General features: G+C 40.9%; 13 protein-coding genes. 1 reads left to right on the forward strand and 12 read right to left on the reverse strand.

Annotated elements, in window-relative coordinates; genetic code table 11:
• Nucleotides 1-39: 39 nt before the first annotated feature.
• From L6H98_RS10095 to L6H98_RS10110, 4 genes are all read right to left on the reverse strand, one after another.
• Nucleotides 40-642: a hypothetical protein gene (locus tag L6H98_RS10095; protein ID WP_236414779.1), complete on the reverse strand. Its 603-nt coding sequence runs from the start codon at nucleotides 640-642 to the stop codon at nucleotides 40-42.
• 710 nt (nucleotides 643-1,352) lie between these two features.
• On the reverse strand, nucleotides 1,353-1,523 hold the full coding sequence (locus L6H98_RS10100; RefSeq protein WP_236414781.1) for a hypothetical protein: 171 nt from the start codon (nucleotides 1,521-1,523) through the stop codon (nucleotides 1,353-1,355).
• Nucleotides 1,524-1,546: 23 nt separating this feature from the next.
• Entirely contained in the window at nucleotides 1,547-2,176 is a 630-nt protein-coding gene (locus L6H98_RS10105; protein WP_236414783.1) for a DapH/DapD/GlmU-related protein, read from the reverse strand.
• 57 nt (nucleotides 2,177-2,233) lie between these two features.
• Nucleotides 2,234-3,619, reverse strand: a complete 1,386-nt coding sequence (locus L6H98_RS10110; RefSeq protein ID WP_236414786.1) for an MATE family efflux transporter — start codon at nucleotides 3,617-3,619, stop codon at nucleotides 2,234-2,236.
• Between the two features lie 121 nt (nucleotides 3,620-3,740).
• Here L6H98_RS10110 and L6H98_RS10115 point away from each other — a divergent pair, with 121 nt between their 5' ends.
• Complete coding sequence (locus L6H98_RS10115) at nucleotides 3,741-4,631, forward strand: AraC family transcriptional regulator (protein ID WP_236414788.1); 891 nt, start codon at nucleotides 3,741-3,743, stop codon at nucleotides 4,629-4,631.
• Between the two features lie 112 nt (nucleotides 4,632-4,743).
• Here the strand turns inward: L6H98_RS10115 and L6H98_RS10120 are convergent, their stop codons facing one another.
• From L6H98_RS10120 to L6H98_RS10155, 8 genes are all read right to left on the reverse strand, one after another.
• Nucleotides 4,744-5,544 carry a Cof-type HAD-IIB family hydrolase gene (locus tag L6H98_RS10120; RefSeq protein ID WP_236414790.1) on the reverse strand — a complete coding sequence of 267 codons (801 nt, stop codon included), beginning with the start codon at nucleotides 5,542-5,544 and terminating at the stop codon, nucleotides 4,744-4,746.
• 291 nt (nucleotides 5,545-5,835) lie between these two features.
• The gene (locus L6H98_RS10125; protein WP_236414791.1) at nucleotides 5,836-6,168 is read right to left on the reverse strand and encodes a hypothetical protein; all 333 of its coding nucleotides are present in this window, start codon (nucleotides 6,166-6,168) and stop codon (nucleotides 5,836-5,838) included.
• 13 nt (nucleotides 6,169-6,181) lie between these two features.
• Nucleotides 6,182-7,210 (reverse strand): beta-carotene 15,15'-monooxygenase, encoded by a 1,029-nt coding sequence (locus tag L6H98_RS10130; protein WP_236414792.1) that lies wholly within the window; start codon nucleotides 7,208-7,210, stop codon nucleotides 6,182-6,184.
• Nucleotides 7,197-7,631: a MarR family transcriptional regulator gene (locus tag L6H98_RS10135; RefSeq protein ID WP_236414793.1), complete on the reverse strand. Its 435-nt coding sequence runs from the start codon at nucleotides 7,629-7,631 to the stop codon at nucleotides 7,197-7,199. Before L6H98_RS10135 ends, L6H98_RS10130 begins: the two co-directional genes overlap by 14 nt.
• Nucleotides 7,632-7,996: 365 nt before the next feature.
• On the reverse strand, nucleotides 7,997-8,548 hold the full coding sequence (locus L6H98_RS10140; RefSeq protein ID WP_236414794.1) for a DinB family protein: 552 nt from the start codon (nucleotides 8,546-8,548) through the stop codon (nucleotides 7,997-7,999).
• A 574-nt stretch (nucleotides 8,549-9,122) separates the two neighbouring features.
• Nucleotides 9,123-10,436: an MFS transporter gene (locus tag L6H98_RS10145; protein ID WP_236414795.1), complete on the reverse strand. Its 1,314-nt coding sequence runs from the start codon at nucleotides 10,434-10,436 to the stop codon at nucleotides 9,123-9,125.
• A 263-nt stretch (nucleotides 10,437-10,699) separates the two neighbouring features.
• Entirely contained in the window at nucleotides 10,700-12,046 is a 1,347-nt protein-coding gene (locus L6H98_RS10150) for a HAMP domain-containing sensor histidine kinase (RefSeq protein ID WP_236414796.1), read from the reverse strand.
• Nucleotides 12,043-12,729, reverse strand: coding sequence for a response regulator transcription factor (locus L6H98_RS10155; RefSeq protein WP_236414797.1), 687 nt, complete (start codon nucleotides 12,727-12,729; stop codon nucleotides 12,043-12,045). The genes L6H98_RS10150 and L6H98_RS10155 overlap by 4 nt, the downstream gene beginning before the upstream one ends.
• Nucleotides 12,730-12,852: the final 123 nt, after the last annotated feature.

Below are 12,852 nucleotides of genomic sequence, written 5' to 3' on the forward strand. Positions count from 1 at the left end.
CTGCTGGGATCCATTCGTTTAATGGATTCTCGGTTGAGGCTATTCCATTCTGAAGACTATTTTTGTTCCCGTCTCATTTTCACTGAACGGCTTCCTATATTCTATGAACGTTAATTCAATTCCTGAAGTTTGATCGGGTAATGGCGGAGATATTACATAGTTAAATGAAGCATGACCTGAGTGGCTGCCGCCATTCATCATTCGGCAATCATACTGTTCTCCCATTTTCAATTCAAAATAGCTGTGATTGTTAGAAGTTGGAGGTGTCTCAGTCACATCCCAATCCATACTAAAAGTCACTACACTAGCATTACTATACTGCCTTATTGAGTTTACAGTATAAAAGCAGTTCCCTTCTTCGACTGATTTTAGCAGGGGGATATGTTTTCTAAAATCCGACGGTTCAACCATGGGCTTAAAATGCTCTTCACTGCTAAAAGTTCCAAAAACGGCTTTCAGAAAGTCCTCGTAAAGTTCAAACGTTTCAGCCCATTTAGAGATATATTCAAAGGGCGGGAAACCAGGATTGTTGTTGGATAGCTGCTTACGGAGTTTCAATAATTCACAAATTTGTTCATCAATATTATAAATTCGCTCGTCATAATGCTCCACTGGGCGTTCAAAAGGCATCCGTTTCAACATGGATCTCCCCTTTACATGGGTTCAATTACAGGAAAAACGACCAGCCCGCGTCTGGTTATAGGTGTTCCGTTAGCGTAACGCTAAATGGGATTAAATCAAAAGTAAAACTACACAAGAAAAGATACAGCTTAGTACGGCAATGAAACTATGAAGACAACTACATGAGATTTTTTCCAGTAGAATTCTTTGTTTCTTTTGAATGAAGTACGAGTAAATGAACACAGTAATCACAAGGGGCAAATATAAATAGAGATCCGGCCCATCACTACTCGGCAAGACTTTATTAATATATCCACCTATAGTTTCGTCAATTAACATACATCCGTATATAACTCCGATTATCCCTGAAACAAAAAACTGAGCTGCTACCTGAACTAGATTGTTCTTTAAGAAAAGAGGAACCAGTTTCCGGTAGAGGTCATTGATCATAATATATTTGGATCCTCCTCCATTTTTTAAGATTATCCTTCTATATTTTACCACATGGTTCCGATTCGCGCAGATCGCTTCATTTTAGCAATTCCGCGTGATAACGCCACACGTCGAAACGATCCTGCCCGTTAACGTTAAATGAACAAAGCAGCCGATCACAATGATCGGCTGCTACTTGCTCTTACTGTGCTATTTTTCCCGTTAGCATAATGACCTTGCTGATTAAACGATTGGTCATTCTAGCATTTTGCTACGTTTTATTTGCTAATCATGCAATTCTATCCATTTGATGCCTTGTGCTGATCATTATGATAGGCATCTTCATTAAAGTAATGTTCAAACTGCTTTTCCATTTTATTCGCTACCAATTGGGTGTGGCGTGAATGCACAATGGCTCTAATGACAAAATAAAGGGAGACTATTGTAATCATGAAATAAATGATTTCCATCGAAAAACTCCTCTCTGGAAGGTTTACCATTCAACCTGATCAAAACGCATATCTTTATAGTAGAACTCTTTATCATGATCCGTAATCTCCCGAAGAACTCTGCATGGATTTCCAACAGCGATTACATTCGCAGGAATATCCTTGGTTACCACGCTGCCGGCACCAATTACACTCCCTTTGCCAATGGTGACTCCTGGTACAATAATCGCTCCGCTTCCGATCCACACCCCATCCTCGATGACCACGGGTAATGCAAACATCCCGCCCTCTTTGCGCTTTTCTGGATGTACAGGATGATTCGTTACAGCAATCGTAACATTCGGGCCAAACATGACATCGTTACCGATGGTAACTTTATAGTCGTCAACCACGGTGAGATTGAAATTGATATATACATTATTTCCTACGGTTGTATTTGAACCGTACGACATGCGAATGGGCGGCTCCAACCATACATGTTCTCCAATGCTTCCAAAAAGTTGTTTCATTAACGTTTTGCGTTTTTCAACATCATCCGGATGCAAATGGTTAATTTCATAGCATAACGCCTTACCACGCTGGCGTGCTTTGGCCAACGCTTCAGCCTCTTTCGGATAATTGGCATCATCATCGGTGAATAATTGTTTGCAAGCCATTCGTTCCTGGATATTCATTCGAAATTTCTCCTTTGTATATAAATTTAGATTCAATTGCATAAGTCTTGGTTATGATCAGTTTTTTGCAAAGTTTCTGGTAAGATTGTTAAGCCACTTAAACTGTCGGTATCGTATAAAAGCAATGGGTAATTTAATCACCTCGTCTAAGCTGATGACGATATACAAAAGGATCGGTGGTACATGCCAAACAAAAGCACATAGGTAACTAAGCGGCAGAATAATGAACCACATAACAACCGTGTCACACCATAATCCAAATTTAGAATCCCCACCAGCTGTGAATATGCCCGCGATCGTTGTGGAGTTTATCGATTTGGCTATACAATAATAAGCTCCAATGTACAGCATGCCATCTAGGTAACTTTGAGCCGTTGGATTCAAATTAACGATGGTATATATCAATGGTTTAATGAACAGAATCGTGCAGCCTGCAATGACTCCAAATATCAAAGCATAAAAACACATTTTGTTGCCCGCATGCTTTGCTTTCTCGATTTCACCCTGCCCCAAATACTTTCCAACAAGTACAGAACCCCCAGTAGCAATGCCTCCACAGAGTACAACGGCTAGATTTTTAACTACAGACGCTATGGAATTTGCAGCTACCATATCGGAGTTCACATGGCCAATAATGGCAGCAGTCGCGGTAAGAGCTCCTCCCCAAACGATATAATTCCCCTGTACAGGCAGCGTATATTTCAAGAAATCTTTTAATAAATTCCGTTGAATGCCGTCATATATGGGCATCATACGAAAACGAATGGGGCCCTTGGTGATGGAGTGATACATACAACATGCGAGTTCAACAACCCGTGCCAAAACCGTGGCAAGAGCTACGGCTGAAATGGCCAGTTCGGGCCTGGACGGGAACAAAACAAAAAGGCAAATGGCATTCAACAAAATGTTTAAAATCAAACATAAGGAACTAATCCATGCACTAAGTTTTGCATTTTCCATACTTCTAATCACACTGAGATACATCTGGGATATTCCCATCACAAGATAAGAAAAGGAATTCATTTTCAAAAATCTTGAGCCGTATTGAATCAGTTCTGCATCATTGGTGAATAAACGCAAAAGTGTATCCGGAAAAAAGAAGGAAGATAAACCAAACAAAATAGAGACACAAAGGGAGAACATGCAAGCGATGTTAAAAATGCGCTGTATGGTTGAAGTATCCTTCTTCCCCCAGTATTGCGCAGTGAGGATACTTGCCCCCGCTGATATCCCCATGTAAAACAAGGTTAATGCAAAGGTAATTTGCCCTGCGAGTGATACCGCTGACATTGCAGATTGGCTAATCATACCCAGCATAAGTACATCAACGGATATGACGGTTGCCGATATTAAATTTTGTAATGCAATGGGAATGACGAGCGTCATTAACTCCCGATCAAAATCACGATGGCCAGATCCTTTGAGTCGTATGCGGTTTACCACCTATATCCTGTCCTCTCCGCTGATCTTCACAATATAAGGATAGGATAATATCGTTGTTGTTTCCATTAATATTGGCTATAATTTTATAAAAATCGTATATTTCTAAAGGATGGTCTCTTTGATGACAAATTTAGAGGTGTTTTCTGATTTATCGGAACGTTTGAATTATAATCTTCCTGATTTACCGCTCTATGTCCGAAAGGGAAGCCTGCATCAATTTAACAATTATGCTGCAGTCGCGCATTGGCATTTGGACATCGAGTTTATCTACGTATTGCAAGGATCGATGGATTTCTCTGTCAACGGAAAGATCACTCGATTGCATCAAGGGGATGGGCTTTTTGTGAATAGCCAGCGTTTGCATTTCGGTTATTCTCCTGCAGACCATAACGATTGTTTATTCCTTGTCGTCGTCGTTCATCCCTCGATCCTTGGTGAGAAGACTTCATTTATTCAAACATACTGGGGGGAAAAGTTTAGTTTAACGATGGCTGATTTTGTTGTGCTTACCGATCAGGTTGATTGGCAGCAAAGCATATTACGGTCCATTCAAGAAATCTATCAGGAAATGCACAAGCACCATGCTCCTCCCAATCCGCTTCGTCTGGCATCACAAGCTTTATCTTTGTGTGCAGCAATAGGGGACCATTTGCAGCCCATTTCTGGGCAACCTGGAGTATTGACGCATGTCCAAGAAATGACTCGTTTCATTCATCAAAATTATGATCAAAAAATAACTCTCGAGGACATCGCCTCTGCAGGAGCTGTTTGCAGAAGCCGCTGCTGCACATTATTTAACAAGTATGTGGGCCAAACGCCGGGCAACTATGTCACTCAATATCGCCTTCAAAAAAGCTGTGAAATGTTAAAAGAAACCCGAAGATCCATAAGTGAAATTGCACTTGCCTGCGGTTTTCAAAGTGCTAGTTATTTTTCGTCCATTTTCCGTAAACAGATGGGCATGGTTCCGCAAAACTATCGAAAACAAGTTGCGAATATCGACTTAACGTGAATCAAGGTAATAGGGGGCACCCTTGAAGGTGTTATTTCTTTAGCTAAAACAAAAAAAGACGGGACAATTATGGCCCCGTCAAGTCAATGCAGTACCAATGGATAAGAAAAGATCACTGCAAGTCCAGTAATTTTTGAACCGTGAGAAGAACACCATTTTCTTCGTTTGACTTCGTAATGAAGCTCGCTGCCTTTTTCGTATTTTCACAAGCATTACTCACTGCAAAACTGTATTTTGCGATGGCCATAAGCTCCACGTCATTCTCTCCATCACCAAATGACATGGTTTCCTCGTAGGTGACGCCCAACATTTCTTGCAGTTTCTTTACTGTCTCACCTTTATGCGTATGCAATGCCGTAATATCCAGCCATCTGGCTTCCGAATCAACGATGTAAATTTGTCCACCCAACGTATTCTCCACATGCGCTCTTAATGCTGTACTTCGCCCCTCCGTATCGAAGACCGTAATTTTGATAAAACGGGTATCTATGTTTGCAAAGGAATCTGTTTTCACTACACGTTCATAAGAGCCTTTAACCACCTTGTACATATCCTCTGAAATGGAAGAATGAACGTAAGCAGCGTCGCTTGCACAGACGATCAGGGTCATGTTGTTGTCAAAGTCTTGAATTCGATCAATCGCCTGTAGGGCGAGATCCCGATCAATACTAAATTCTTTAACCACTTGGCCATCTTTTTTAATTCGAGCAGCACTGTCACCCAGTATCCAAACGCCTTTGCCATGCTCGTCAAACAATTTCTCAACACGTTCACATTGTTTGCCGGTACATGCGACAAATGTGACTCCTTTTTGCTGCATCTCTGCATAAACTGTTTTGAAAAGCTCGACATCGTACAGACCTTCATTGTTCAGAAATGTTCCGTCTAAATCCGTGACTACAAGTTTAATCATTGTATTCGCCTCCTGTGAAATTGATAAAATACTTTTTCAGACACTTTATAATAGTAATTTAAAAAGTATCTAGAAAAAATCATAACGACTTGATAACATGCTTATCTATGTTCTACTCGCTACAAAACAAGATTAAAATATGTAACTGGTTTCATGTCAATAAATGAATTGCAGAAATGTTTTCCTTTATCCATGAACGCAACTGATCGGCATCGAAAGCGCGTTCATCTGGATCGGACGGAGAACCCTTTGACAGATAAAGTTGATCATTGAATCAAGGTTTCTTATCATCTAGATTTCTCTCCCCTTTATTTTTGCGGATATGAGGTTCTCTGAAATATGACGGTCTCTGCCTTTAATGCATTCGTAATCCGAATCATTTGTAAAAACAATGTTCATTATAAATCCCCCTATTATCACAAATAAGCTCTCTGATACATCATATCCCATATCCAATACAATTTTAAAAATTTTCTCTATTACTAAACTAAACTGTCCGTTAATTAAAACAGCAGCCGACCAGGTTGATCGGCTGCGTTCTTGGATGTATTGAATTAACGTTACCGTTAGTTTAATGATTATAGTCAGCTTTTTACTTACAAATGGCAGATCAAAATCAGCCAAGCACTGTACAACCCTAGTCCATATTAGCTATAATGCGTTCTTTCAATTCAATAGGATTGTCCGTTTTGACTGCTACATAGTTGTACTCTTTTTCAATTCCCATAAAGAGTGTCACTTTTTGAGGAGTTTTCATTTTTAAAATTAAATCGGGACATGCCTTTTCAAAATCACGTATTACAAAGTCAATAGTGTCCTTGGAGAGTTTACTTTCTAAAATTGTTGAATCTTCAATCATTAATTCAACACTGGAATAATCAATTTTTGCACGTTTCGTTAAACCTAATGACAGATAAAATGATTCATTAGCGAAATAAATTGGATTTAAACGCAACGCTTGTATATCCGCTAAGAAAAAAATAACCGAGTAAATGTTCAGCACTAATAAAAAAATCGATAAAACTGGAGCGATCTCATGCAGCCAGTAATGTACTCCTAATGTTTCTAATATCATGGCATGGATTAACATGATTTGGAATGCAATAAAACTCGATTTTTTATACATTGTGATTCCTATTGGCGCTGTATTTTTCCAACTGCCGAATGCGTAATAAAGCATAAGCAATTCAGAACAAATTATTTGAATAATTGGATTGTTTCGAACGTAAAGCCTCACGGCTTGCGAAAAAGAAAAAACGATAGGAAGATTACTTCTCTTTACTTCAGTTAGTATCTTCGGTATATAACGAAAAAATGTAAAAATTAACAAAATTTCAAAAATAATGATACAACCTTCTGCTATGATGCCTATCCAAGTAATCGTTTCATAAGGTTCTAGCAATGAAGTTGGTATAAGAAATCGAATTAAAATACACCCTAAGGCTGAAAGGATAATGGCTGATTTAACCGTGAATTTATTTCGATAAAGCATCAGGAACAAAGGCAATAAAATAATTAAATCTAACATTGAACCCAGAACTATACTATGAGATTCTTCGAGTAATATCTTTGAACCTATTGTAGTTTGATATAGCAAAAAGTTGCCACTAAAAATCAAAACCAGCATCATGAACCACATTGATTTTGCTTTCTCAATCCAAGTCATTCTGCTCATCCCCTGCTAACTTTATCAGTTTTTCGAGTATACGGGCTAAATGTTCCAGATCTTGTATCGGTAGCATCCCATATAGTTTTTCGTTCATTTCTTTCTCTAGTAATATTAATTGATCAAAATACTTTTCACTTTTCTCAGCTAATTGGAGTTTTATTTTTCTTCGATTTTCTTGGTCTATTGCTCTAGTGATATACGCATTAACTTCGAGTTTATTTAATAATTGACTGACTGCACTCGTCGATACATTTAAGTTATCTGCCAAAGCTTTTGTTGAATTAACCCCAGATCGAATTAATTCTAAAACTAACACTTGTTTAGCCGTTAATTGATTATCGATATGCTTTTCGTATTTGCTTGCTAATTGTATATTCAACTGCGTTTGTAAACTATTTATTTTCTCAACAAGCTCCAATATTAACCACCCTTTATTATTAAGTTAACTTAATAATAAAGGGTGGTTAATTTAATTTCAACGATTAAATTTTATGTCAATATTCACTTTTGTTGTCTGGGACATTCTCCATGCTATCGTTGGGATCGGCGCAGCGATCATATTGCTGTTTATTGGTCCCTTGATTGGTCTATTGTTTCACCCAATCCATAGTTTCATTAATTTCCTGCCGGCAGTCTGGCAACTTGATTAACTTGTTCAAATAACAAAGCGTTTACAGATGCCTCCATCCCCAATCTATAGCTAACCAACAGCACAGCAACCTTCAACGGTTGCTATCTTGCTATCTTTGCTTTTGGCTCTAGGGTCTTGCTGTACGTTTTGTATTATTCATGACCTTCGTTCATTTTCAAGTCATCTTTTAATCGCTCCAGCTGCAAAAGATGATGTCTGTAGTGCATTTCGATTAACAAAAACCACTCTTTAGCGTTTAATTCACCGAGTCTCGGGTGAGGAACTTTCTTATGATCGGGAGCTTGGTACAGATCAGGTTCCTTACTTTTCATACGCTCCATTACACGGTTAAGACCATCAGTCAGCTGCTCTTTATTCTGCGGCTGCTGTGGGGTGTATTGCGGCGAAGCAGGTACCCGTATCCGAACTTGCGGGAAGCTCCCTAGTTTGAATACCGCCTTCCCCTCCTCCGTTTTTTCTCCAACGGTACTCCATGAAAAATCATGATCTGCTAAACATTGGTCAACATTCTTCAAATGCATAAATAGTGCGGATTGAATCAAATGCATGTACATTTGCCCGACGGACCATTCCTCCTCACACCTTTTATGGAGCAATTGCTCCATATCGAGGTTATTTAACTCGCTTAAATACTGACCGATCGTCTCTTCAAGCGATTGCAATACTTTCTCTGTTTCTCTCATTTTTCGAACAACTCCTCTTCTTGTTTTGCTATACCTTCATCATAAAAAAACGCTGCTGACAACAGTGTGTCAGTAGCGTTTTGTCATTTTTTTGCCCCTTCTTGATCCCGATCACATAGTATGAGACTACTGCTTTTAATAGCTAATTCGAGATTAACATCATCAACCCGCTCCCCGCCCAAAGTAAGTACCCGGCTTGAATAATGATATATAATGCCTTTTCCAAAACCGTTAGTTTCCTTTGCCTTTTAACCTTTCGTAATTGCAGATAAGAAATGAAGGAACCAATGAGTAATAGAATCACTGCCACTTGATTAAGCGTATCTAATACCGTTATGATATTTCATTCCCTTCACAGTTATAAAATGAGTTAAAACCAAGAGTAATCACCCTCCGTTGCCAATCCACCTGTTTTTAATAGCAGCGCCCATAATGATAAAAGACTTTTCATGGCTTATCCCCTTCATATTTGGCTGCTGCAATTAGAACGGAATGGGTTACATAGATCGTTACGCTAATTTGAATTTCAATTCCAATTTTGACTTGAGGCAGATTTGCGCTTCCCCATACCTCGTTAAGCTTGTTCCATTTCAAGGTTCCTTTCATCAGACTTCACCGATGGTTCTGCCTGAGAAACTTTGTCCCGGAAAGCCCGGCGACTTAGCAAGCCTACCAAAAGCGCTAGCATGGTCAGGCCGGCCGCGAACAGGTAGAGATTCACGATCCCGATATATTCGGCAAGCCCAGCCATGCCCAGCAGCGAAATGCAAAATACGAGATGCATAAGAGAAGCTTGGGCAGATAACACCTTGGGCAGCAAAAGTTTGGCTACGCTGCGCTGAATTAAGGTGCGCCGGTTAATAACGGAAAGCTCTGCGAAAGGCCCCATTAACATAACCAAAATAAGTGCAACGTATGGCTCTGTATTGAGCGCGTAAAGTGCGGTTAGAACGCCATAACCGGCCATGCCGATCATCATCACCGCTAAATAGCGGTTGCCGATGGTTTTTGCCAGTGCCAGTACCAGCATTCCACCACCTATTGTTCCTGCAAAATAAGCGGCATTGATAAATCCCCACCATTCTTCGCCTTGTCCAAGTGCGACTTGAACGAACGCAAGGGTAAAGGCGCCAACCCAAATCGAACCGCCAAGCATGTCGATCATGTCCATAAACGTAAGCACCCGCAGGCGAGGTGTTTTCCATATCATCTTCCAGCCTTCGGTCAGCGTATGCCATCTGGATGGGCCAAGTGCCGGTATTTCGTCAGAGGACGCGTTCAATGCCTTATCTCCAGATCCCGATTTCGTTGGTTCTTTGACGCCCAGCGTAAATGCCGCGGCAAGACCATAGATAACAGCCGTCAGCAACAACGTGGGGCTGGCACCCAGAAATGCAACGACGATGCCGCTTAATCCCCAGCCTGCGAATTGTACGACCTGATCGCTGACGCTAATCAGCCCGTTGGCTTTAAGCAAACCTTGCTCACGCGTTACTAAACGTGGTATAAGTGCATTTCGGGCCGGGGTTGTCCATCCGTCGAGAAAAGACATTACGAATACGAGTGAAAATACCAATACAAGCGATGAAGCCTCTCCATGAAGCTGTAAATAAACGGCCAGGCAAACGAACAGCAGGAATTGCCCCACTTGCGACAATAAAAGAAGGTTGGACAACTTGAAACGATGGATCAGCAAAGGCGCAATCAGGCTGCTCAACATTTGAGCCCCGCTGCGCATCAGCGGCATCAGCGCCGCCGATACGAGAGACTCGGTCCGATCAAGGACCAGCACCGTAAGCGCCATTATGTAAAGCACATCAGCTGCATTCGCCGCGGTTTGGGTCGTCCACAGGAAATAAAAAGGACGGGTCAGATTCGATGACTTCATGACAAATTTTTCTCCATTTCTTAAAAGTTACTTATTAAACAACAATAAGAGTAATTCTTAAAAAATATTTAATAAAAATAAGATTAATGCAATTGAATTAGTTTTACAACAAGAAACAGGAAAAACATAACATAAGTAAGCAGCAGGGGTTCTCGAACGATTTATATGCATCTTCACATTTTTTTTGGTTTTCCACACATTTTTATAAATTCGAGCACACTGTTAGCTGTTGGCTTCGTCTTTTGTTTATGCAAGAGTATCCTTTATTCCTTTCGTTCCACTTTATACGGCAATTGAATGATGAATCGGGTTCCTTCGTTCACTTTACTTTCGACTTCAATTGTCCCCTGGTGGGATACAACGTATTGTTTGGCAATCGATAAACCTAAACCGGTCCCCCCGCTCTCTCTGGTACGAGCTTCATCGGTGCGGTAGAAACGGTCAAAGAGATACGGTAAATGTTCTGAAGCAATACCAATACCGGCATCTTCCACAATCAGTGTCAGTCTTCGATTGTCCTGATTCAACATTCGAACGAATATTTTCCCTTGATTCGGTGTATAGTGAATGGCATTTGTAAGCAAATTAATCAGGACCTGTTTCATTCGAGACGGATCCACGAATAGTATGGTTCTGTCAGTTGAAACCTCCATTTGAATCGAAATCCCTTTTTCTTCAGCAAAAGGCTCTAATTCAGAGCAGAGCTGCTGCACTAGATGTGCCAGGTCAGTATCCGTTTTATTTAGAGTTAACTTCCCCGCTTCTGCTAATGATAAGGTCCTTAAATCCTCGACTAATCGATTCAAACGAATAAGCTCGTCCTGCAAAGGCAGCAACATCTGGGGAGACACGGGTTGCCCCTTCTGCTGCAGATCGTCCAACTTCCCTCCAATAATGGTGAGAGGTGTTCTTAGCTCGTGAGCGATATCTGCGCTTATATTCCGCCTTAATTCCTCCGCTTTCTGTAGCTTTGCTGACATCTGATTGAATGCGTCTGCAATTTTTCCATATTCATCATTCACTTGAAAATGAGCCTGCACACCAAGCTCACCTTTTCCTAACCGTTCTATCGATGAAATAAGGACTCTTAACGGAGAAGCCAGCCACCTTGATAATTGGTAGGCGATAAGAAGAGCGAGTAAGATCAGTAGCAAACCGCTCCCGATTAAAACAATAACAACGGATATCGGAATGCCGATCAGCATTTTATTGAAATACGCCACCTCTGGATCGTAATAATACAACTGTCCAATGGGTTCTCCTTGATCGATGATTGCTTCCGTTACCCCAAGTCGAGTTATTAATTTCATAGGCGAGTTGCCCTGCAACAAAATGATTTGTTTATCGTTGTCCATCACAAGAAGGCTTGGACGCTCCTGATCGATCTCCTGCAGGAGATCGGTTTGCCCAACCCCTTCCCATGATCCATCATTATGCACATAATAGTCGGTTAGCTTGGACGCAAGAAGTGTCATTTCGTCATTGCGAAATTCATGAATGCTCGCCTCAATCGAACGTTGGACAACAAAGTGGGTTAGTGCAACAAAAATAAATATAATTCCCACAATCGTCAAAGCCATCGTTATGAAAATTTTAAGATGAAACCTCATGCCTGACCTCCAAAACGGTAACCAAAACCGTAAACGGTTTGAATGTACTTTGGATTCTCAATATCATCCTCGATCTTCTTCCTCAGTCGGCTGATATGGGCATCCACCGTTCGCTCCACGTTAATTAGATCATCATCCAGGGCAGCCTTTAGCAGCTGCAGGCGGCTGTACACAATGCCCGGTTTGGCGGCCAACGTGTACAAAAGCTTGAATTCGGTCGGCGTCATACTCATTTCGGCCCCCTGTTTCCATACCCGATACTGTGAACCGGAGATGATCAAATCACCTCTGACCAAATGATCTTCAACCGCAGAATTGCCATTTAATCTTCGCAAAACCGAACGAATGCGAGCTAATAGTTCTCTCAATGAGAAAGGTTTGGTCATATAATCATCCGCTCCCACCTCAAGGCCTATAATCTTGTCCATCTCGTCCGACTTTGCAGTCAGCATGATAATGCCTGCCTGACTTCTTTTACGAATTTCACGGCAGACATCGAGCCCGCTCATATTCGGCATCATCCAATCCAGAACCACCAATGCCGGGTTCACTTCCTCGACTTTCGAGAGTGCCTCCATTCCGGTTTGGGCCGTAACAATCTGAAACCCTTCGTTTTTCAGAAACGAACTCATGAATTCCAAAACTTTCTCTTCATCGTCTACTAACAACAGCGTTTCAGCCATGATATACACGCTCTCCTTTCCCTTCCCACCGGTCATTATAGCGAAAATATAAGGGCCAATGTAATTATCATGATAACCGCAAAGGATCGTAATAAGTTCACAACAATAGTTTGTTAAAGTAAC

Source organism: Paenibacillus sp. JJ-223 (genome assembly GCF_927798175.1).
In the GTDB taxonomy this organism is placed as follows: Bacteria; Bacillota; Bacilli; order Paenibacillales; family Paenibacillaceae; genus Paenibacillus; species Paenibacillus hubeiensis.

What these genes read in the sequence shown, in the direction of transcription:
- L6H98_RS10100 (WP_236414781.1), bottom strand. Translation starts at nt 1,523, where the DNA reads ATGGAAATCATTTATTTCATGATTACAATAGTCTCCCTTTATTTTGTC.
- L6H98_RS10130 (WP_236414792.1), bottom strand. Translation starts at nt 7,210, where the DNA reads ATGACTTGGATTGAGAAAGCAAAATCAATGTGGTTCATGATGCTGGTT.
- L6H98_RS10140 (WP_236414794.1), bottom strand. Translation starts at nt 8,548, where the DNA reads ATGAGAGAAACAGAGAAAGTATTGCAATCGCTTGAAGAGACGATCGGT.
- L6H98_RS10155 (WP_236414797.1), bottom strand. Translation starts at nt 12,729, where the DNA reads ATGGCTGAAACGCTGTTGTTAGTAGACGATGAAGAGAAAGTTTTGGAA.
- L6H98_RS10150 (WP_236414796.1), bottom strand. Translation starts at nt 12,046, where the DNA reads ATGAGGTTTCATCTTAAAATTTTCATAACGATGGCTTTGACGATTGTG.
- L6H98_RS10145 (WP_236414795.1), bottom strand. Translation starts at nt 10,436, where the DNA reads ATGAAGTCATCGAATCTGACCCGTCCTTTTTATTTCCTGTGGACGACC.
- L6H98_RS10120 (WP_236414790.1), bottom strand. Translation starts at nt 5,544, where the DNA reads ATGATTAAACTTGTAGTCACGGATTTAGACGGAACATTTCTGAACAAT.
- L6H98_RS10115 (WP_236414788.1), top strand. Translation starts at nt 3,741, where the DNA reads ATGACAAATTTAGAGGTGTTTTCTGATTTATCGGAACGTTTGAATTAT.
- L6H98_RS10095 (WP_236414779.1), bottom strand. Translation starts at nt 642, where the DNA reads ATGTTGAAACGGATGCCTTTTGAACGCCCAGTGGAGCATTATGACGAG.
- L6H98_RS10105 (WP_236414783.1), bottom strand. Translation starts at nt 2,176, where the DNA reads ATGAATATCCAGGAACGAATGGCTTGCAAACAATTATTCACCGATGAT.